Below are 19,122 nucleotides of genomic sequence, written 5' to 3'. Positions count from 1 at the left end.
CGTTTGGCCCCAAAAGGCTGCCGTCCGTCCCCCCGGTTTGGAATGGGGTGGCTGCTGTTGTTGTTTTGGGCAAAACAACGACTATGGCACTCCTTATCACATTGCTCCTCATCATCCACATCGCGGGTGGATTTACCGCGCTGATCAGTGGCTTTATTGCCGCAATCACCCAAAAGGGCGGCCCTGCGCACCGGAAAACCGGAAAGATTTATTTCTGGGGTATGACCATCGTTTTTATAACGGCCATTTCCTTAGGCATACTCAAGGAAAACTGGTTCCTCTTTATGGTGGGCTTTTTCAGTTATTATATGGTAGTGCGTGGCTACCGGATTTTGTACCTGAAAAAACTGGGTGCCGGACAAAAGGCCGCCCCGCTTGATTGGGCCATCGCCATTACGGCCATTCATTTTGGCGCAGCCCTAGTCATTTCCAGCCTGGTACATGGGCTTGGTGGTTTCAACCCGGTTCCTTTTGTTTTTGGTGCCCTCGCTATCAGCTTTGCCATAAAAGATGTGCGGCTCTTCCTTAATGGACCATCTTCAAAGCAACACTGGCTGTATGTGCACATTGCCGGTATGGGCGGCGGGTATATTGCCACCTGGACGGCATTTTTGGTAACCAATATTCACTTCCTGCCGCCGGTGCTGGTGTGGCTGGCGCCAACGGTAATTGGCAGTACCTGTATCGGGATCACCATCCGGAAGTACCGCAAACAGGCAGCGGCTCCAAGGGCCACCCGTACAGTGGCCGCCTGATGCGGAGATAAGCCGCATCCCATTATCTTCATGCGATGCTTTTCCAGTTCAACCGGTACAGTTCCCTGCTGCTCATCTTTTTTGTGCACGGGCTGGTGTATGCCCTGTTGCTGCTGCGGCGGGGCGTACAACAAGACCGGGGATCGGACAAGTGGCTGGCTGCTTTTCTTTTCCTGTGCATTTTGTACATCACTCCCTGGATGGTGGGCTTTGCCGGCTGGTACGACAACCAGCCCTACCGGGATATTCTTTTTTACACCCCTTTTCAGCAACTATTATTGATCGGGCCCGTGGTGTTTTTTTATGTACAAAGCCTGCTCAACCCGTCCTTCCGGTTTAGCTGGAAAAATGCTTTGCACCTGTTGCCTGCCGCGCTCTACCTTATATATAGTGGTGTGATGGTGGTAACTGATAAGTGGGTGTTGGACCGGTACTTTTTCCTTGCCTCGCAACAAGATCCTGATTTTGAGAGCTGGTACCAATCGCTGGGCTTTCTGTCTATGTCGGTGTACCTGTTGCTGTCGCTGCGCTACTACCGCTTGTTTCGCAAGTTGATGGTACAGGTGGTGAGTTATGCTGATTCGGTTCGTTTTCCCTGGATTGAGCGCTTCCTGGGTGCATTCCTGTTGATGCTGCTGGCGAGGGTGCTGTTGTTCGGGGCTTCCTTCGTTATCACCGACGATTACAGCAACAGCTGGTGGTACTTCCTGACTTTTGCGCTCATCTATTATTTCATCGCCATCACCGGCTATGGCAATACCGTGGAGGTGAAAGTTGGTTTCAGGTCGCTGCTGCTTGAAAACAGGGTACAACTGTACCTGCCCGCCGCCACCCTCGATACGGTGGAGGCCGAGGTGCTGGAAATTGAAACAGCTGCTCCGGATGCCCGGCCCGACCCGCAGTGGGATGGCTGGCAGGTGCAGATCAGGGCCGCTATGGAAAAGGAAAAGATGTACACCGACCCCGAACTGAGCCTGACGGCACTTGCCCGCAAGTTGGCCATACCCGCCGGACAGCTGTCGCGGATCATCAATTCCGGTTTTGGAACCAACTTCAACGACTTTGTAAACGGCTACCGGGTAGCGGCGGTAAAAGCCATGATCGCCAGCGGCGAACACAAAAAGCAAACCCTTTTGGGAATCGCCTTCGATTGCGGGTTCAATTCAAAAGCCACGTTCAACCGCGCTTTTCTGAAAGCAACGGGGCTGAGTCCAAAGGCTTATATCCAGCAGCTTTCCTGATCATAATGATTTGAACCTTTTTTAAACGCTCACCAAAATGGGCTACCGGCTACCGGCAACCATAAAAATGAGTCTCAAATCCTGTTTTGAGGCGACTAGCGCCTTCGTGGGTGGCAATTTTGTTCAAAACCTACGATATGCGTCATCCCTTGCAACAACTGCTGGTCCTCCTGTTTTTAGCTTTTTCGCCCACCCTGCTCCGGGCTACTCCTCCCGAAGATCATTTACCAAAAAGTATTACCCGCTCCCAGTTTACCCAAAACAACCGCTCGCTGATCCGCACCGTAGTGCAGCTCGACAAAAACACAACGGCTCAGGATGTAATCCAGGCCTGCAATTTCCTGGCGGCCGAAGGCGTCACCCTACGTTTCAGTACCCTGAAGATTGGCCGCAGCTTCGTAGGTATTGCCGGTAAAAAGCGCATCCTGGTTGCCAATGGTGAGCTGTTTTTGCCCGGTGGCAAAAGCCAGCAGTTCAATGCCGGCGGCCTGTTGGGATTCCGCTACCTGTCGTTGCAGTATGTTACCGATGCCGAGGGCAAGTCCGCAATGATTGAAATGATTTCTTCGGTGGATTGATGTTTTTAAAAGGTATCAAAAAAGCTCCCGGGCTTAAAAACGCATTTTTAATAGGACTCAAATCCTGTTTTGAGGCGACTGAGGGAGGTGAATTGGCCAATTTCGATTGCAAATAAACCCCACATGAAATCCATCTTACTACTCATGGCGCTGTTCCTGCAGCTGGTGCCGGCAAAAGAAAGTGCCGCCCAGCTTCCGGACGCACCCGCTTCCGATCTGGTACGGCTAAGCTTCCGCAACAACAGCTGGCTCTTCCGCAAGTTTACCCTTGTTACTTACAAACCCGGCGCGGACGGCAACGATGCTACTTCTTTAATCCTTGCTCCCGGTATGCGCAAAAGCATGCAGCTGACTGTGGGTACCCGCGTGTACAACGCCTCCAGCAAACAGGTGGCGGTGGTAATGAGCGGCGTCCAACTCCGCGACAAGCCCCTGCTGGTGGTATCGGCAAAAGATGCCGGCGCCGTAGTGCCCCTGCTGCCCTAACTATCCACTTCTTCACTCCTTAAACATGTAATATGAAAAAGTTTGTTCAATCCCTTTTTCTGGGTAATGCGCTTCCGCACAATACCCAACTCAATGTTGTGTACGCCGCCTTCCGCTTTTATGCGGGTATTTCCATGGCCCTCGGTGCTGGTTGGCCCAAAATGGAGGGCGGTATGGCGCCCGACTGGTTTGTACAGCAGGTAGCGGAAATAGGTTTTTTATATCCATCGCCGGCTTTCTGGGCCACGGTAGCTTCCTGGGGCGAATTTATCGGTGGTGTGTGTATCGCCTTGGGATTGCTCACCCGCTTTTCGGCTATACAACTGGCTTTCCAGTTTTTCATCGTGGCCTTTGTCTGGTACAAAGAGCCCGCACCTATTGTGGGTATGTATTACCAGCAGCTGATCTTCTGGGCCTTTGTGCTGATTGCATCGGCGGGTTCGGGCTGGTATGCACTGGACCATTGGCTGCTTGGGCGCAGCGAGCGCCTGGTGCAGTTGGCCATGCCTGCTGCGGCGAGTGTGCTGCTGCTGTTGGGCAGCCTGGGCGTACAAGCCCAATCCAGGGCGGAAACAAAGGAAGCCAATTTGTTTGACCGCTATGCCGGGCAGTGGACGGGTACCCTTACTTATCTCGACTATAGAACCGAACAGCAGGTATCCATTCCGATGACGTTGCAAGTAAAGCCCCTGCTTGGAAAGAGCGGGGCTGCGCTGATGGCAGTGCGGTTTCCAGGCGAGGCAGGCCACGATTTTACGGATACCCTTGTCTACAGCGGGCCGGAACAATCGAGTGCCGACGGCAAGTTGGTATGGCAAAAAGAAACAGCGGGTTTGGACAACGAAAAACAGGCGACCCTCCGGGTTTCGTATGCGTTTGGTGCAGCTGAAATCCGTAGTAAAAACGAGGTGCGCTACCCCGAACGTTCAACGTTTTTTACGCGTAACGAATATGTGTTGCACAAAACCAAGTAAGTGATTCTTAAACAGTTGTCAATCTACAGAATGGCCGTAATTTGAAACAACAAAAGCACACCTTTTGCTGTTATACACCCACAATTCGATGTTATGGCTCATCCCAATTTAACCCTGATCGGCGCCTTGCGCCAGGCGGCCCAGAACCTGCGCGAAGGCGCACATTATGCCTGGGGCCACCATGGTTCGTGCAACTGCGGCCATGTGTTGCAAACCGTTACCCACCTCAGTAAGGAAGAAATTTTGAAGCACGCCCATACCGGTATTGGCGAGTGGACCGAGATTGCCGAAGAATACTGCGGCGTTACCAATGCGCCTGCCTATATGCTGATTTCGCGGTTGGAAGCCATCGGCCTTACCCCGCCCGATATCCACCACCTCGAGTACCTCAATAATAAAGAAGTGCTGCAGCGCCTTCCCGGCGGTTTCCGCTGGTTGAAAAAGAATGTGCGGGAAGATGTGGTTGTATATTTTGAAACCTATGCGGCCTGGCTGGAAGAAAGGCTGCTGAACTATATCGAAATTCCCAAGCCCGAAGAAGCCGTGCCCGTGTTTGCCTGATCCTGATTGGGTTGGTAAACTTGCACCTTTGGCTTTGCACTTTGAAACTATTTCCGCGGTACCTTTCGTTGACTAACCCCTAACGGAATGCGTACCGCTTTTTTGTTTGTTTTACTTGTACTGTTTTCTGCAGCCGGTGCCCAGCAGCCCCTCCATGTGATGACCTTCAACATCCGGCTGAACACCCCTGCCGATAGCCTCAATGCCTGGCCTTACCGGAAGGATAAGGTGGCTTCACAAATTCTTTTCCATGGCACCCACCTGCTGGGTGTGCAGGAGGCGCTGCACGATCAGATGGTAGATTTGCAGCAGCGGCTGCCCCGTCATAAATTCCTGGGCGTTGGCCGCGATGATGGTAAACAGGCGGGTGAGTATTCGGCTATTTTTTACGACACGGTGCGGTTACAGCCCTTGCAGTCGGGTACCTTCTGGCTGTCGCAAACGCCCGAAGTGGCGGGCTCCAAAAGCTGGGATGCGGCCATCACCCGGATTGTTACCTGGGCCCGCTTCCGCGACCGGGTAAACAATAAAGAGTTTTTTGCCTTCAATACCCACTTCGATCATATTGGAAAAGAGGCGCGAAGGGAAAGCGCCCGCCTGCTGCTGAACCGTATTCACCAGATGGCGGGTACCATGCCCGTGGTGCTAACCGGTGATTTCAATGCCATACCCAGCGATGAACCCATACAGGTGTTGACCGACGCCACTGCCCTGATCCAGGTAAAGGATACAAAGCCTTTATCACGCCAGCCGCACTATGGTCCAACGGGTACTTTTACCGGCTTTGGCCCTAAAGAGCGCGACAACGATCCGATCGATTATATTTTTATCCGCAACGGGGTTGAGGTGCTGCAACATGCTACGCTGTCGCAAAGCTGGCAGGGGCGGTTTGCTTCAGATCATTTCCCGGTGTTTGCAACGGTGGTGTTTTAGATCTTCCATATCTATGAGATGATAACCGAATAGGTTTGAAGGCCTTGTTCTTTTAGGTCTGTCATGCCGAACTTGTTTCGGCATCTCCTGCTGATCTAATAAACTCCGGATAAAGAGGGGGATGTTGAAAAGAGTTCAGCAGGACAAGCCTCCAGCAATTTTGTAATGCCTTGTAAAAGTGAAAAGGCTAACATTCAGCGTGTACAGGTGTATTAGGAAAAATTTATTAAGGTTTCACCAGCTTAATCAACGCACTGCTTTCTTCCGTGCTTTGCAGGTTGGCTTCATAGCGCCGGTCATCTACCAGGGCAACCATAAAAGAAGTATTGGGCGGTATGCGGCCCAGGTTTTCGGCAACCATCACCAGTTCATTGCTTGGCTGCAGGCTGCTTACGGCCAGTTTTACCACGTGCGCTTTTGCTGTGAGCCGCACATGCCGGAAGATCAGTTCTTTATTTAAAAACAAGGAAATAGAATCGCCGTCGATTTCGGCATTGTCGTAAAAACGCAGTTCAATGGAGTCGCCGCGCAAAGGAATATCCATTACCCATTTGGGTGTGCGGGCGACAAATTTTTCTTCTATGGTGATGGGCACGGCCTTGGTTGGAACCGTTGGAGCTGGAATTTCCTCTTTAGGGAACGGAGGGGGAGGGATGGTTACCATTCCTTTTTTAGGCTGCCGGCCCATGGCAACAGGCGGCGCAGCCGCCGGGATCGGACTACTCTTGGGTCCCATAGCTATCTTGGAAACACTGTCAATAATATAGGGGTGATTGGCGCCTACCCGGAAATTGTCAATTACCCAGTCCCATTCGTCCGGAAACTGGGTGCGGCTCACCTGCCGCAGGTGCAGGCTTGTGGCATCCGTAGGTTCATCCACCGGGCTGCTTTTGCCATCCAGCAGGGCCACACCGCCACCCGGGCAGTTGAAATCGGCCTCGGAAGCCTGTGGTATTTTACCGGGATTGCCGGGCATCAGTCCACCTTTTGTTTCCAATAGTTGATCGTCCCACCAAACAATAGCATTGGTATAGGGATCGCGGTAACCTTTGATGCTGTACCTGCGGTAGCCACTGCCCAACCCATGGTAATAGGAGGTGCCCCAGATGCTATCGCCCTGAACGATAAACTTAATTTCTGCCCTTTGTTTGCCCACCTGCCCGCGGTAAATGCCGGTAAGTTGCTGGGCCATCAGGGTGCCTGCAACTGGAAAGAATATACTAAGCGTGAGGAAAAGACGTAAAAGCAAAATGTGGATTTGCATCTAAACGAATAGCGCAGCCTGCTAGTATGTTTAAGGAGGTAGCTGCTGTTTATTATTCATAATAAATTTTCGCTACCGTTCGGTTAAATCATCCATGTAGCGGATGGAGTTGAAAGCTGTTTGAAAACTGTTGGTTTTTACCCAACAGGTAAGTAGGTGTTTTAAAACCATAGCTCCTGTCAATTTATATATTAAATTATTATTTATTGTCCATCTTCTTTGGTGCGTGGCAATTGGTATGCTAAATTGTTATAATGAGTATGCAATTAAACCAGGTTTTAAGCAATCATGCTGCCTTTCATCCTGTGGTGCCCTTCAATCCCTCCCGCGATCAGCTGGTGCAGTTGGACCTAACCGCCAATAATAGGGGCATATCGGCAGAGACGCTCAGTAATACGACCACATTTGGCACCTATATCAACCAGCAACTGGAATTGGCAGGTGCCCGGTATGGCATCAGCCCTTATGGCGAACACCGTACTATTTACGATCGAACCGAATTGTACAATACCGGCCACCTGCAGGCAGTACAGCCCAATTTGAAACAGGGATACTCGGATAGTTATATCCAAACCGATGTACTGGTACAGGAAGAACGCACCGGGACTTTTGGCGCTGCAAATGAACATGAATCACCCGTTCGCCGGCTGCACCTCGGTGTTGATATTTGGGGGCCTTTGCATACCCATGTAATGGCACCCCTTGATGGTATTGTGCACTCTTTTGGTTTTCACCACGAGCCGGGGCACTACGGTGCGGTCATTATCTTGGTGCACCGCCTGGAAGGAATGTCATTTTATACGCTCTACGGGCATTTGTCATATGGCTCCATCATGAACTTGCGGGAAGGACAATACATTGAGCAAGGGGATGTGTTTGCCGAGTTCGGAATGCCCCGCGACAATGGCGGCTGTCCGCCACACCTTCATTTCCAAATTATCCAGGATATGGCTGGCTGGCATGGCGATTATCCCGGTGTTTGTGCTTTTGACGAACGGGATGCATGGATGGCCAATTCACCCGACCCCGAACTGATGCTCAATATGTCCGGTTCTGTAGTGCGCTCTGTGGCTGCATAATAAAACTGTACACCAACAGGCGTTATTTTACAAAGTGAGATCTAAATATTTCAAAGGCCGTTGCAAACCTGCAGCGGCCTTTGTATTAACTGCTGTATGATAAACCTGGGCACTTATTTTTGATCCTGTATCAAAAGCTCCCTATGGAACACGTCGCTCCACTATTAGCAGCCCTGAAAAGCCACAAAGGTCAGTTTGCACCTGTCGTACCCTTCAACCCTGGTAGCGATCAGCTACTGCCGCTTGATTTCACGGCTGCCAACCTGGCCCTCACCGATGAAATTTTGAATGATAACGCGCTGTTTTCAGCCTATATAAACAGGCGGTTGTCTGAAGCAGGCGCCCGCTATGGCATTGGCGGTTACAACGAGCACCGCACTATTTACAGCCGAAGTACGGTTTTCGATAACGCAAGCGGAACGGAACCCCGACGACTGCACCTGGGCACGGATATCTGGGGCAAGCCGCACACGGCGGTGATGGCGCCGCTGGATGGGTTCGTGCATTCTTTCGGTTTGCATCCCACCCTGGGCGATTATGGTGCGGTGATCATCCTGTCGCACCAGCTGGATAGGCAAAGTTTTTTCACCCTGTATGGGCACCTTTCGCTGGGCTCGATCAAGAATATGTTTGAAGGGCAGCGTATTGCGGCTGGAGATGTGTTTGCCGAGTTTGGCATTCCGCAGGACAATGGCTGGTGGCCGCCTCATCTCCACTTCCAGGTAATGGCAGATATGCAGGGCTGGAAAGGCGATTATCCCGGGGTGTGTGCTTTTTCGGAACGCGATAAATGGCTGGAAAACTGTATCGATCCCGACATGATCCTGAACATGAACCAGTACCTATAGTTGGTATTAAGTCAAAAGTCAAATGGGGTACCTGAACCGGACAGCCGATTTTGGTTTTTCACTTTTGCCTTTGCTTTTAAAGCATTGTTGTACTGAAGCAGTTCCCAATTAATGAAAGTTGAAATTGCCCGAAGAAAAGCCAATACCGCAGGTGCCAAATCCAAGTAAAAGCAAAAGGCCTGCACTGATTATAAATGCCATCCCATCGGGTCTTTTGTTGCGGTTGCGCACCATGCCCACTACCAGGTTCACAGGTGCCAGCAAGAGCATCATGGTGCCCAATAGAAATAGTAAGTCGGTGCCATTTACATTGCCCGGTATCAGGAAAAGAAATGCAATACCTGCAAGGATAGCACCATTCATCCGGAGCGGGTTTTTCCAACGGTTCATTGGTATACATTTTTAACGGTGGTGTTGCCCCTGAGGGCATGCAGGTACTGTTCTTTTTCGTCGCGGTAAAACAGGTTCATGGTTTCAAACGGGATCAGCCTGCCGTCTTTGTGCACGATGTGTACGCAGCTTTTCTTCACGGCCCGTACATCAAAATCCCAGGCATCCATAAAGCGCATGATGATGATGCGGAACAGGTTGTTGTAGGTAAGCCCCGGTGCATGCACCTGCGGCAGGCAACACAATAGCTGGTTGATGTTGGCTTCCACCCGGGCCACCGAAATGCCCGTACTGAAGATGCCGAGCATCTGCTGGTGCAGGTCTTTATCCTGTTCGTACACAATGGTGTTGCGGCTGTTGTTGAGCAGGTGTGCCGGATCTACATAACGGGTGAGCGGTACTACCTGGTTGTTTAGTTTCAGTGCATAGCCCATGGCCAATGCATCGGGATTGCACGGCACCGGGATGATGTCGGAAGGCTGAAACAGGGGCGCCTGCTCCAGTATCTTTTGCCGCACTTCGGTGAGCGTTATCCTATCTGTGGCTGCATTGAAATTGTCTGTTCTGCCAGCGGCCTGTGTGGGTTGAAAAGTAACCCCGCGCACACAGCGTTGTTGCAGGGCAAACTCGATGATTTGCCCGATCTCGTCATCGTTTAAACCTTTCTGTAAAGTAACCACCAGGGTAGTGGATACATTGAGTTGGTTGAGGTGTTCCAGTGCCTTCATCCTGGTGGCGGTCAGATCTTCGCCGCGCAGGGCGCGGAGCGCATCTGGCTTAAACGAATCGAACTGCAGGTATACTTCAAAATCGGGCATCAGTGCCGCCAGCTTTTCTGCAAAACGGAAGTCTTTGGCAATGCGGATACCATTGGTGTTCAGCATCAGGTGCTTGATGGGTTTGCGCCGGGCTATGTGCATGATCTCCCAGAAATCGGGATGCACGGTGGGCTCGCCGCCACTGATCTGCACCACGTCGGGCTCGCCTTCGTTGGCAACAATGGCATCGAGCATTGCCTCCACTTCGGCCACTGTACGGTGGCGGCCATGGTGCGGGCTGCTTTCGGCATAGCAGGTAGGACAAGAGAGGTTGCAGCGGTCGGTAATTTCCACAATGCTCAGGCAGCCATGCTGCTCATGATCGGTGCAAAGGCCGCAATCGTAAGGGCAGCCATAATGTGTTTGCGTGTTAAACCGCAAAGGCATTTCGGAAGGCTTGTTGTAGTTGCGGATGTTTTTATAATAAGCAATATCGTTTGCCAGCAACACTTTCATAAACCCATGTTCGGGGCAGCGCTTCATTTGAAATACACATCCATCTTCAAACACGATCTTGGCATCGATGCGCTTGAGGCAGTGCGGGCAAAGCGAAACAGTAAAATCGTAGTAGGTATAGTTACGTTCGGGCATAAGCAGGAAGGAGTAGTTTGCGCGGGTGATATAAATAGGGCAGGTAATAAACCAATCCCATAATCGCGGTTAACTGTATAGCCGACAGGCCGACATAAGGATAGGGATAATGAGGTTTGAAATATTCAATGAAGAACCGAAAGAACAGGTATGCGATCATGAAGAGTTTAAACAGCGCACCTGGTGCAAGCGGCAAGCGCTTTTGTGTTTGTTGCAATGCACCCCAAAGCATAAGCAGGAAAAATATTTCATAAAGGGTGACCGGGTGCCTGTTGATGCCATCGCCCAGGTTCATGCCCCAAATAGTGTTGGTGAGTAAACCATAAGCAGGCTCGTACACACCCATGGTAAAACAACCGATCCTGCCGATGATCATGCCCAGTAGCAAAGGGTACACCAGCAGGTCGCCGGACGAACGCTGCTCGTGCAGCCTCCATTTCACCAACTCTACACCGGCTAGTCCGCCCAACAGCCCGCCTAAAATGGTTTTATTGCTAAACAGGTAAATCCAGAAATTACTTACCTCTTGCCATTCGCCGGGTCTTTCCAGTATGCCGATGATTCTTGAACCTGCCAGTGCACCGAAGATGGCGGCAGCAAGCAACACCATCCGGGTCTGGGTGTCAAACACATCGCCCTGCTTGTTGCGCAGGTATAGGTAGTAGCGGAAACCTCCTGAATAGGCCAGCAATTCAAAAATGCCATGCAGCGGCAATTGAAGCGATCCTATGTGTACCGAAAAAGGAAAAGACATGGCAGCGGATGGTGGTATGGCATCAAGGTAACAAAAGGTTCCTGTTTTTGAAACCGGGTCGCTGCAAATGGTTTTGCCTCTGTTATAAGTACACAAAAAAGCAGCAGGAGGGAGCCTGCTGCTTTCAGTGAACTTTAAAATTATTTAACCTCCGTATGCCTGTGCAAACTGTCCGGCAAAGATTTCCAGTTTAGTGGGCGCCAGTGTTGCGGGTTTGTTTTGCAAATAGTCTTCCGCCATGATGCCGGTACGGATGGACGCACCCATCTCGGTATAGTTGCTGGCAATTTCATTGGGCAGACCGGCCTGTTGCATGCCCTGCAGGTTTTGTTCGTCGGAAAAGCTTACCCAGGGGAGCTCGGGGTTGCCGATGGCCTTGCCTAGTGTTTGTGCGATCTCGCCTGTGGAGCGCTCGTCCGATACGATGTAGCAAACGGTCTTGCCGGTAAAATTGAGTGCCAGCAGTTCTTCGGCTGCCGCTGCGGCGATATCATCGGTATGAGCCAGGGTCATAACGGTGCTGTTGTCGCCATAATTGCCGCCAATAAAGTTTAGGTGTTTGATCATGTCGATATTGGCAAAAAAGTTCTGGTAGAAAAAGCCGGGACGCAGGTGCCGTACCTGCACACCTTCAAGCGTATTCAGTTCCTGCTCCACCCGGTACAGCCCGCTCACAGGACCGCAGCCATCGGGACGGTGGGCGCCAATTGAGCTTAGGTTTACCACATATTGTACACCGCCCGCTTTGATGGCCTCGGCATAGTTGTGGCCTACCTGTGCGATGTAGCCTTTCCAGTCCTGTGCGGCAAAGTTGGGCGGCACCATGGTGTATACGGCATCGGCGCCGGCAAATGCCTCTTTCAAAAATGCGGCATCATCTACCGAGCCGATGGCAGCCTTGGCGCCTTTGTAGGTTAGGGGCTTCAGGTTTTCGGCGTTGCGGCCAATAACGGTTACGTCTTTGCCTTCGGCAAGCAGGCGTTCAACAAGCGGTTTGGAGATGTGGCCCGCGCCACCGGTGATTACGTACTTCATGGTTTGTGGTTTTAATGTTTGTATATACAAATGAATGAGTAAAAAAATTAGAGTTTGTCTGCCACCTGGCTCATGTCCTGTACCAACTGGGTGCTGATGTCCTGGCCAACAATAGCAACGTAGCGGGTATAAAAATCCTGCTGGCAGGCCTGCATTTTGGGAAACAGCTGTTTTGCCTTAGGGGTCGGATACACATTGGTGAGCTTGCCTTCGGTGGTGCGCTGTACCAGCTTTTGTTCTTCCAGTTTTTCTATCAAACGTGTTATGGTGCTGGGTTGTAACTGCAGTTCGCCGGCAAGCTGGGTGGGTTGCAGGCCAGGTTCTTCGAGTACGGCCATCAATAGGTAGGCATGGCTGGGTGAAAGCCCCAAAGGCTTCCAGCATTCCTGCGCCAGTTTCTCCACCTTCCGGGCCAGCGCATTGCTGGTGAAGTACAAACATTTGCCAAACCTGCTGCCTGATGTTTTCATACCTGGAACAAAGATAAAAGAGTTTTGTTTGTATATGCAAATATAATTTTCAGGAATCGGAATATTGTTGCTTGTTTATTCTTCCTTTCATGCATTTTGTTAACAGTTTTCCTGCTAAAAATTTTAGGAAAAAGCCTACCTTCACGCACTTCGTTTTGAAGCGATTAACCAGCTTTTTGCAACGGTAAAAAGCACAATTGTAACTTGCAAGCGATGGCAAATCCAAACCTCAACTCCGGGAAGGACACAATGACTTCCGCCGACAAGGAGTTTGAAAATAATATCAGGCCTGCGGGCATCGACGAGTTTACAGGGCAGGCCCAGCTCATCGAAAACCTGGTCATTTTTATCCGTGCCGCCAAGCTGCGGGGCGAGGCGCTCGACCACGTGTTGTTTCATGGCCCTCCCGGACTGGGTAAAACCACCCTGTCGCGGATTGTGGCCAACGAACTGGGTGTAAGCATCAAGGAAACTTCCGGGCCCGTAATTGAAAAGCCCGGCGACCTGGCAGGCCTGCTTACCAGCCTGGGTCCGCGTGATGTATTGTTCATTGATGAAATTCACCGTCTGAGTACGGTGGTAGAAGAGTACCTCTATTCGGCCATGGAAGACTACCGGATCGATATCATGATCGACAGCGGTCCTTCTGCCCGAAGCATCCAGATCAACCTCAATCCTTTTACGCTGGTAGGCGCCACTACCCGTAGCGGTTTGCTGACAGCGCCACTCCTGTCGCGTTTTGCCATCAAGAGCCGCCTGGAGTATTACAATGCGGAAACCTTGAAGCGCATCATGCTGCGCTCTGCCGAAATCCTCAAGGTGCCCATCACAACCGAAGCTGCCGGCGAAATCGCCCGGCGCAGCCGTGGTACACCCCGTATTGCCAACGGCCTCTTGCGCCGGGTGCGCGACTTTGCACAAGTGCTCAACGACGGCCAAATTGACCTGGGCATCACGCAGCATTCGCTGAAAGCCCTGAATGTTGACGAACATGGTTTGGATGAAATGGATAACCGCATTTTGTCTGCCATCATTGAGAAGTTCAAAGGCGGTCCCGTGGGTATTACTACCATCGCCACTTCGGTAGGTGAGGAGCCCGGTACTTTGGAAGAAGTATATGAGCCATTCCTGATCCAGGAAGGTTTTATCAAACGTACGCCGCGTGGCCGCGAAGTTACAGAGAAAGCCTATGCGCACTTGGGTAAAACACCCCCGATGCATGGAATGACGGGGACGCTGTTTGGGTTGACCTAAAACACCCCCTGTCCCCCTAAAGGGGGAACTTAGGCCGGAGTGTCCGCATCTATTGGTACTTCTTTTAGGTTATGATTTCATAAAACAACAATGCCCCTCAAAGAAGAGGGGCGTTGTTGTTGATAGGGTTGTATGACCTAAGTTCCCCCTTCAGGGGGACAGGGGGTGCGGACAGGGTATTACTGCACCACCAGCCTAAACCCATTACCATGAATATTCACGATCTCGATCTTGGGATCGTCTTTCAGGTATTTGCGCAGCTTGGCGATGTACACGTCCATGGAGCGGCCATTGAAGTAGGTATCTGAACCCCAGATTTTCTTCAGGGCCTGCTCGCGGGGCAGCAGGTCGTTGAGGTGCTCGGCCAGCATTTTCAGCAGCTCGTTTTCCTTGGGCGAAAGGGTCTGGGTCTTGCCATCGTGCGACAACTGGCGCAACTTAGGGTTGAAATGATAGGAGGCCAGGTCGAACTCGCGGTTCTCACTTTCCTTGTTCAGCTCTTCGTTACGTTTAAGGATGGCTTTGATTTTATGCAACAGCACTTCGGAGTCGAAGGGCTTGGTGATATAGTCGTCGGCACCCAGCTTGTAACCCTGGATGATGTCTTCCTTCATGGTTTTGGCGCTGAGGAAGAACAGGGGAATATCGGGATCCACATCACGGATCTCTTCGGCCAGGGTAAAGCCGTCCATATTGGGCATCATCACATCCAGCAGGCAGAGGTCGAATTTTTCCCTTTGAAAAGCTGCCAGGCCCAGGCGGCCGTCGCGTTCCAGGGTAACATCGTAATCGTTTAGTTCCAGGTAATTCTTCAGTACAGAGCCAAGGTTGGTATCATCTTCGCACAAAAGGATCTTGGGTTTCTTTCCGTCCATAACGATTGGTTTAAAGTAGCTTAAAAATAATGGTTTTGGTTCAACACAGGGAACCTCCACAAATCTCTTTCCAGCGGCTTTAGCTTAATTTTGCGCCGCAGCCGCCATGGCAGCGCTTATCCTTTCCCGTTAAAAATTTGTTATGCTGATCACTCCCGATAATAAGCTCAAGAAACTCATCATCATTGGCGACCGCGTATTGGTGCGCCCCTCCCGTGCCAGCGACCGTACCGACAGTGGATTGTTTCTGCCACCCGGCGTAGGCGAGAAGGAACGCGTACAGCAGGGTACCATAATAAAAACCGGGCCGGGTTACGCTATACCCTCGCCCCTGGAGGATGAACCCTGGAAAGCCGCCGAAGACCAGGTGAAATACCTGCCCCTGCAGGCACGTGAAGGCGACATCGCTATCTATCTGGTAAGTGGCGCCACAGAGATCCAGTACGAAGGCGAAAAGCTCTTCATTGTACCACAAAGCGCCATCCTGATGTTGGAAAGAGAGGAAGACCTGTAACGGATGATTTGCAGGTTTTGGTAAATGATAAATAGGATTAGTTTGTACCTGAATATGGATGTGGTTTGCCTTAGTGGGCAGGGCGTAACATTTAGGTTTTGCAGGCGGGAACAATGCTGTTGAGCTGTGCTCTTTTTTTTAAAACCAATCGGCTTTTAAGTATTGATCCACCGGTATAAACCTTTGCTTGTTCATTTTAAAAAGTCCTGCAGGTACCAGTCCTATATTATTTCTTTTAAAATTTTATAAGTCACCGGTTCATGCCCTTCACCCTGCACATCAAGAATATGGTTTGCCACCGTTGCAAAATGGTAGTTCAGGCCGAGCTGGAAAAGCTGGACCTGCAACCAATGGTTGTGGAGCTGGGTACGGTGCGCCTTGCCGGTGACCAGCTGAGCCAGGCCCAGCGCCAATCGGTATCGGAAGCCTTGCAGGCGGTTGGGTTTGAATTAATCGATGACCGCAAAAGCCGCCTGATAGAAAGCATCAAGAACATCGTCATCCAACAGGTGCACCATACCAGCGAGCCCTCCCGTCATAAATTAAGCGAGCTCATTGCCTCTTCCCTGCACTACGACTATCCTTACCTGAGCCGCCTTTTCGCCGAGGTGGAAGGCATTACCATTGAACAATTCAGCATCCTGCAAAAAATAGAACGTGTTAAAGAACTGCTGGTGTACGATGAGCGCTCCCTGGGCCAGATTGCTTTCGACATGGGCTATAGCAGCACGGCACACCTGTCAGCCCAGTTTAAAAAGACTACCGGTCTTACACCTTCCCAATTCAAGGCACTGCAGCACAAGCCCCGCAAACCATTGGATAACCTAACCGATCCCTCCGGTAACCTTCCAAACTTTTAGCTTCACCTATACCTGTTCATCGTAAGTCGGCCAAAGCAAAATCATGTAATACTTACACAGAATGCTATAACATGGCTGCCACAGGGGTTTGGACCTTTGTGCTAACAAAACGATCATACGATGAACACAACAAAAGATCGGGTAGCGCTGCCATTGGAAGGCGTACATAGCGAGCATTGTGCCCTGATTGTGGACAAAGGCCTGGACAAAGTGCCGGGCATCAAGGCACACCATGTGGAGCTGAATAATAGCCAGGCTTTTATTGAGACCAATGAACCAGGAACCGTAAGCGAAGCTGTTGCCGCCATCCGCAGCCTGGGTTATGATGTAACCACCATAAAACAGTCCTTTCCGGTTACAGGTCTCAGCTGTGCCTCCTGTGCCGTAAGCGTGGAAAGCACGCTCAACAATGAGCCCGGCGTGGTGGGCGCTTCGGTAAACTTTGCCAATGCCACAGCCTCGGTAGAATACATTCCCGGCCAGGCCGATCCTGCCCATTTCAAACAATCCATTCAGGCAATCGGGTACGACCTGATTATTGCTGATGCCGAAGCCGCTGCCAGTTCTGTAGCAGCCATCCAGCAGGAACACTATCGTTCCCTGCGGCGAAAAACCTTGCTGTCCCTGCTTTTTTCCATGCCGCTGGTCGTGATCGGGATGTTTTATATGAACATGCCTTTTGCCAACTACATCATGTGGGCCCTGGCCACACCTGTGGTGCTGGTGTTTGGAAAACAGTTTTTTGTAAACGCCTGGAAACAGGCAAAACACCGAAGCGCCAACATGGATACACTGGTGGCGCTGAGCACCGGCATCGCCTATGTGTTTAGCGTGTTCAATACGCTCAACCCGCAGTTCTGGCATAGCCGTGGCTTGCACCCACATGTATACTTTGAAGCCGCTGCGGTAGTAATTGCTTTTATCCTGCTGGGCAAGTTGCTGGAGGAAAGGGCAAAGGCCAGTACCTCTTCGGCCATCAAAAAGCTGATGGGGCTCCAACCCAAAACGGTAACCATTGTGCATGCCGATGGTGCCACAGCCGAACTGCCCATCGGACAGGTTGCCGTTGGTAACATCCTGGTGGTAAAACCCGGCGAAAAGGTGCCTGTTGACGGCCTTGTAACGGAAGGCAATTCTTACGTAGATGAGAGCATGATTTCAGGCGAACCCATTGCCGTGCCCAAAACAAAAGGGGCTGCAGTTTTTGCCGGTACCATCAACCAGAAGGGCAGTTTTCAGTTTCGTGCCGAGAAGGTGGGCGGCGATACGGTGCTGGCCCACATCATACAGGCCGTGCAACAGGCCCAGGGCAGCAAGGCGCCGGTACAAAAACTGGTTGATAAGATTGCGGGCATCTTTGTGCCGGTGGTGATAGCCATTGCCCTGCTCACATTTGTAGCATGGGTGGCGTTGGGGGGCGACAATGGCGTTACAAAGGGTTTACTGGCCATGGTAACGGTCTTGGTCATTGCCTGTCCCTGTGCTTTGGGGTTAGCAACACCTACGGCCATCATGGTAGGGGTGGGCCGCGGTGCCGAAAATGGAATCCTGATTAAAGATGCGGAAAGCCTGGAAAAGGCACACCACATCAATGCCCTGATCCTGGATAAAACAGGCACCATCACCGAAGGACGGCCTGCCGTCCGCGATATCATCTGGAAGGCCGGTGCCGACCAGGCAATGCTTTCCGCACTGCTCCATGGCATCGAGGCGCAAAGCGAACATCCGCTGGCAGAAGCAGTAGTGCGTTATTGTAAAGAAAAAGGAATCGCACCTATAACGCCGCAAAGTTTTGAAAGCATCACCGGCGCAGGTGTTTCGGTAACCTACCAGGACAGGTCTTACTTTTTAGGCAGTCCAAAACTGCTGGCAGAAAAAGGCATCATCGCCGGCACCGCTATGGAAGCACAGGCAGCCCAATGGCTAAAGGACGCCCAAACGGTGATCTGGCTGGCTGATGAAAAGGAAGCCCTGGCTGCCATTGCCCTTGCCGATGCCGTAAAGCCTTCTTCGACTGCAGCTGTAGCACAATTGCAGGCCATGGGCGTGGAAGTGTATATGCTCACCGGCGACAACCAGGAGACTGCCGCAGCCGTAGCGCGCAGCACAGGCATCCGGAATTTCCGGGCCGAAGTGAAGCCAGCTGATAAAGCAGCCTTTGTTCAAGCATTGCAGCAAAACGGCAGGGTAGTAGCCATGGTAGGTGATGGCATCAACGACAGTCATGCGCTGGCGCAGGCCGATGTGAGTATTGCCATGGGGCAGGGCACCGATATCGCCATGGATGTTGCGGGCATGACGCTCATCTCTTCCGACCTGGCGCATATTCCAAAGGCCATCAGGCTTTCGCGCAAAACAGTAAGCACCATTAGGCAAAACCTGTTCTGGGCCTTTATCTACAACATCATTGGAATACCGTTGGCTGCAGGTGTATTATACCCGGTGAATGGGTTCCTGCTCAATCCCATGCTTGCGGGTGCCGCCATGGCTTTGAGTTCGGTTTCTGTAGTAGCCAACAGCCTAAGGCTGAAATGGCGCTAAACCTCGGAGGTTTTTAAGACCTCCGAGGTTTAGCCTCCCTCCTTTATCTATCATTATAACCAACAACATGAAAACCCTTCAATTCACTACTAACATCAACTGTAACTGCTGTGTGGCTGCTGTAAAGCCTTTGCTGGACAAAGAGTCCCGGATTCAAAAATGGCATGTGGCCACCGGGGAGCCGCAGAAGACACTGACGATTGAAACGGAAGAGCTGAACACTTCCGATATCCAGTCACTGGTTGGTAGGGCCGGCTTTAACGCACAACCCAGGTAAACCAAACGATTGGCCTGATTGCTG

General features: G+C 51.4%; 21 protein-coding genes. 14 read left to right on the top strand and 7 right to left on the bottom strand.

Annotated elements, in window-relative coordinates:
- Positions 1 to 83: 83 nt before the first annotated feature.
- From BUE76_RS20675 to BUE76_RS20645, 7 genes are all read left to right on the top strand, one after another.
- Positions 84 to 755: a hypothetical protein gene (locus BUE76_RS20675; protein ID WP_073044332.1), complete on the top strand. Its 672-nt coding sequence runs from the start codon at positions 84 to 86 to the stop codon at positions 753 to 755.
- A 35-nt stretch (positions 756 to 790) separates the two neighbouring features.
- Entirely contained in the window at positions 791 to 1,996 is a 1,206-nt protein-coding gene (locus tag BUE76_RS20670) for a helix-turn-helix domain-containing protein (protein ID WP_073044334.1), read from the top strand.
- 137 nt (positions 1,997 to 2,133) lie between these two features.
- The gene (locus tag BUE76_RS20665) at positions 2,134 to 2,574 is read left to right on the top strand and encodes a hypothetical protein (RefSeq protein ID WP_073044336.1); all 441 of its coding nucleotides are present in this window, start codon (positions 2,134 to 2,136) and stop codon (positions 2,572 to 2,574) included.
- 123 nt (positions 2,575 to 2,697) lie between these two features.
- Positions 2,698 to 3,060: a hypothetical protein gene (locus BUE76_RS20660; protein ID WP_143157332.1), complete on the top strand. Its 363-nt coding sequence runs from the start codon at positions 2,698 to 2,700 to the stop codon at positions 3,058 to 3,060.
- A 32-nt stretch (positions 3,061 to 3,092) separates the two neighbouring features.
- Positions 3,093 to 4,034 carry a DoxX family protein gene (locus BUE76_RS20655; RefSeq protein ID WP_073044339.1) on the top strand — a complete coding sequence of 314 codons (942 nt, stop codon included), beginning with the start codon at positions 3,093 to 3,095 and terminating at the stop codon, positions 4,032 to 4,034.
- Between the two features lie 93 nt (positions 4,035 to 4,127).
- Complete coding sequence (locus BUE76_RS20650) at positions 4,128 to 4,595, top strand: hypothetical protein (protein WP_073044341.1); 468 nt, start codon at positions 4,128 to 4,130, stop codon at positions 4,593 to 4,595.
- Positions 4,596 to 4,682: 87 nt separating this feature from the next.
- The gene (locus BUE76_RS20645; protein ID WP_073044343.1) at positions 4,683 to 5,528 is read left to right on the top strand and encodes an endonuclease/exonuclease/phosphatase family protein; all 846 of its coding nucleotides are present in this window, start codon (positions 4,683 to 4,685) and stop codon (positions 5,526 to 5,528) included.
- Between the two features lie 226 nt (positions 5,529 to 5,754).
- Here BUE76_RS20645 and BUE76_RS20640 read toward each other — a convergent pair whose 3' ends face one another.
- On the bottom strand, positions 5,755 to 6,777 hold the full coding sequence (locus BUE76_RS20640) for a hypothetical protein (RefSeq protein WP_143157333.1): 1,023 nt from the start codon (positions 6,775 to 6,777) through the stop codon (positions 5,755 to 5,757).
- A gap of 269 nt (positions 6,778 to 7,046) precedes the next feature.
- On the opposite strand from BUE76_RS20640, the gene BUE76_RS20635 reads away from it, so the two are divergent.
- Positions 7,047 to 7,871, top strand: coding sequence for a peptidoglycan DD-metalloendopeptidase family protein (locus BUE76_RS20635; RefSeq protein ID WP_073044347.1), 825 nt, complete (start codon positions 7,047 to 7,049; stop codon positions 7,869 to 7,871).
- A gap of 143 nt (positions 7,872 to 8,014) precedes the next feature.
- Positions 8,015 to 8,719: a peptidoglycan DD-metalloendopeptidase family protein gene (locus tag BUE76_RS20630; RefSeq protein WP_073044348.1), complete on the top strand. Its 705-nt coding sequence runs from the start codon at positions 8,015 to 8,017 to the stop codon at positions 8,717 to 8,719.
- A 108-nt stretch (positions 8,720 to 8,827) separates the two neighbouring features.
- Here BUE76_RS20630 and BUE76_RS20625 read toward each other — a convergent pair whose 3' ends face one another.
- The 5 genes from BUE76_RS20625 to BUE76_RS20605 form a co-directional block, all read right to left on the bottom strand.
- Positions 8,828 to 9,109 (bottom strand): hypothetical protein, encoded by a 282-nt coding sequence (locus tag BUE76_RS20625; protein ID WP_073044350.1) that lies wholly within the window; start codon positions 9,107 to 9,109, stop codon positions 8,828 to 8,830.
- Positions 9,106 to 10,518, bottom strand: a complete 1,413-nt coding sequence (locus tag BUE76_RS20620) for a radical SAM protein (RefSeq protein WP_073044352.1) — start codon at positions 10,516 to 10,518, stop codon at positions 9,106 to 9,108. Before BUE76_RS20620 ends, BUE76_RS20625 begins: the two co-directional genes overlap by 4 nt.
- A complete protein-coding gene (locus tag BUE76_RS20615; protein ID WP_073044354.1) occupies positions 10,505 to 11,272 on the bottom strand; it encodes a prolipoprotein diacylglyceryl transferase in 768 nt (255 codons plus the stop codon). The genes BUE76_RS20620 and BUE76_RS20615 overlap by 14 nt, the downstream gene beginning before the upstream one ends.
- Before the next feature lie 144 nt (positions 11,273 to 11,416).
- Positions 11,417 to 12,307: an NAD(P)H-binding protein gene (locus BUE76_RS20610; RefSeq protein WP_073044356.1), complete on the bottom strand. Its 891-nt coding sequence runs from the start codon at positions 12,305 to 12,307 to the stop codon at positions 11,417 to 11,419.
- 47 nt (positions 12,308 to 12,354) lie between these two features.
- Positions 12,355 to 12,777, bottom strand: a complete 423-nt coding sequence (locus BUE76_RS20605; RefSeq protein ID WP_073044358.1) for a MarR family winged helix-turn-helix transcriptional regulator — start codon at positions 12,775 to 12,777, stop codon at positions 12,355 to 12,357.
- 213 nt (positions 12,778 to 12,990) lie between these two features.
- Between BUE76_RS20605 and ruvB the strand changes: the two genes are divergently transcribed.
- Positions 12,991 to 14,031, top strand: a complete 1,041-nt coding sequence (gene ruvB / locus BUE76_RS20600) for a Holliday junction branch migration DNA helicase RuvB (RefSeq protein WP_073044360.1) — start codon at positions 12,991 to 12,993, stop codon at positions 14,029 to 14,031.
- 179 nt (positions 14,032 to 14,210) lie between these two features.
- On the opposite strand, the gene BUE76_RS20595 is transcribed toward ruvB, so the two are convergent.
- Positions 14,211 to 14,906, bottom strand: a complete 696-nt coding sequence (locus BUE76_RS20595) for a response regulator transcription factor (RefSeq protein WP_073044362.1) — start codon at positions 14,904 to 14,906, stop codon at positions 14,211 to 14,213.
- A gap of 142 nt (positions 14,907 to 15,048) precedes the next feature.
- On the opposite strand from BUE76_RS20595, the gene BUE76_RS20590 reads away from it, so the two are divergent.
- The 4 genes from BUE76_RS20590 (at position 15,049) to BUE76_RS20575 (ending at position 19,098) form a co-directional block, all read left to right on the top strand.
- On the top strand, positions 15,049 to 15,420 hold the full coding sequence (locus tag BUE76_RS20590; RefSeq protein ID WP_073044364.1) for a co-chaperone GroES: 372 nt from the start codon (positions 15,049 to 15,051) through the stop codon (positions 15,418 to 15,420).
- 260 nt (positions 15,421 to 15,680) lie between these two features.
- Positions 15,681 to 16,280 (top strand): helix-turn-helix domain-containing protein, encoded by a 600-nt coding sequence (locus BUE76_RS20585; protein WP_073044366.1) that lies wholly within the window; start codon positions 15,681 to 15,683, stop codon positions 16,278 to 16,280.
- Positions 16,281 to 16,400: 120 nt separating this feature from the next.
- A complete protein-coding gene (locus tag BUE76_RS20580) occupies positions 16,401 to 18,821 on the top strand; it encodes a heavy metal translocating P-type ATPase (RefSeq protein ID WP_073044368.1) in 2,421 nt (806 codons plus the stop codon).
- Positions 18,822 to 18,888: 67 nt separating this feature from the next.
- A complete protein-coding gene (locus BUE76_RS20575) occupies positions 18,889 to 19,098 on the top strand; it encodes a hypothetical protein (RefSeq protein ID WP_073044369.1) in 210 nt (69 codons plus the stop codon).
- Positions 19,099 to 19,122 lie beyond the last annotated feature (24 nt).

Source organism: Cnuella takakiae, from assembly GCF_001953305.1.
Taxonomy (GTDB): Bacteria; Bacteroidota; Bacteroidia; order Chitinophagales; family Chitinophagaceae; genus Flavisolibacter; species Flavisolibacter takakiae.
Note: the sequence above shows the minus strand (reverse complement) of the source record. Positions and strands in the feature narration are given on the sequence as shown.

Bases quoted from the DNA above. Each gene is read 5' to 3' on its own strand.
- BUE76_RS20620 (WP_073044352.1), bottom strand. From the start codon at position 10,518: ATGCCCGAACGTAACTATACCTACTACGATTTTACTGTTTCGCTTTGC.
- BUE76_RS20645 (WP_073044343.1), top strand. From the start codon at position 4,683: ATGCGTACCGCTTTTTTGTTTGTTTTACTTGTACTGTTTTCTGCAGCC.
- BUE76_RS20590 (WP_073044364.1), top strand. From the start codon at position 15,049: ATGCTGATCACTCCCGATAATAAGCTCAAGAAACTCATCATCATTGGC.
- ruvB (WP_073044360.1), top strand. From the start codon at position 12,991: ATGGCAAATCCAAACCTCAACTCCGGGAAGGACACAATGACTTCCGCC.
- BUE76_RS20635 (WP_073044347.1), top strand. From the start codon at position 7,047: ATGAGTATGCAATTAAACCAGGTTTTAAGCAATCATGCTGCCTTTCAT.
- BUE76_RS20605 (WP_073044358.1), bottom strand. From the start codon at position 12,777: ATGAAAACATCAGGCAGCAGGTTTGGCAAATGTTTGTACTTCACCAGC.
- BUE76_RS20655 (WP_073044339.1), top strand. From the start codon at position 3,093: ATGAAAAAGTTTGTTCAATCCCTTTTTCTGGGTAATGCGCTTCCGCAC.
- BUE76_RS20610 (WP_073044356.1), bottom strand. From the start codon at position 12,307: ATGAAGTACGTAATCACCGGTGGCGCGGGCCACATCTCCAAACCGCTT.
- BUE76_RS20665 (WP_073044336.1), top strand. From the start codon at position 2,134: ATGCGTCATCCCTTGCAACAACTGCTGGTCCTCCTGTTTTTAGCTTTT.
- BUE76_RS20660 (WP_143157332.1), top strand. From the start codon at position 2,698: ATGAAATCCATCTTACTACTCATGGCGCTGTTCCTGCAGCTGGTGCCG.
- BUE76_RS20670 (WP_073044334.1), top strand. From the start codon at position 791: ATGCTTTTCCAGTTCAACCGGTACAGTTCCCTGCTGCTCATCTTTTTT.
- BUE76_RS20630 (WP_073044348.1), top strand. From the start codon at position 8,015: ATGGAACACGTCGCTCCACTATTAGCAGCCCTGAAAAGCCACAAAGGT.
- BUE76_RS20650 (WP_073044341.1), top strand. From the start codon at position 4,128: ATGGCTCATCCCAATTTAACCCTGATCGGCGCCTTGCGCCAGGCGGCC.
- BUE76_RS20615 (WP_073044354.1), bottom strand. From the start codon at position 11,272: ATGTCTTTTCCTTTTTCGGTACACATAGGATCGCTTCAATTGCCGCTG.
- BUE76_RS20575 (WP_073044369.1), top strand. From the start codon at position 18,889: ATGAAAACCCTTCAATTCACTACTAACATCAACTGTAACTGCTGTGTG.
- BUE76_RS20595 (WP_073044362.1), bottom strand. From the start codon at position 14,906: ATGGACGGAAAGAAACCCAAGATCCTTTTGTGCGAAGATGATACCAAC.
- BUE76_RS20625 (WP_073044350.1), bottom strand. From the start codon at position 9,109: ATGAACCGTTGGAAAAACCCGCTCCGGATGAATGGTGCTATCCTTGCA.
- BUE76_RS20580 (WP_073044368.1), top strand. From the start codon at position 16,401: ATGAACACAACAAAAGATCGGGTAGCGCTGCCATTGGAAGGCGTACAT.
- BUE76_RS20585 (WP_073044366.1), top strand. From the start codon at position 15,681: ATGCCCTTCACCCTGCACATCAAGAATATGGTTTGCCACCGTTGCAAA.
- BUE76_RS20675 (WP_073044332.1), top strand. From the start codon at position 84: ATGGCACTCCTTATCACATTGCTCCTCATCATCCACATCGCGGGTGGA.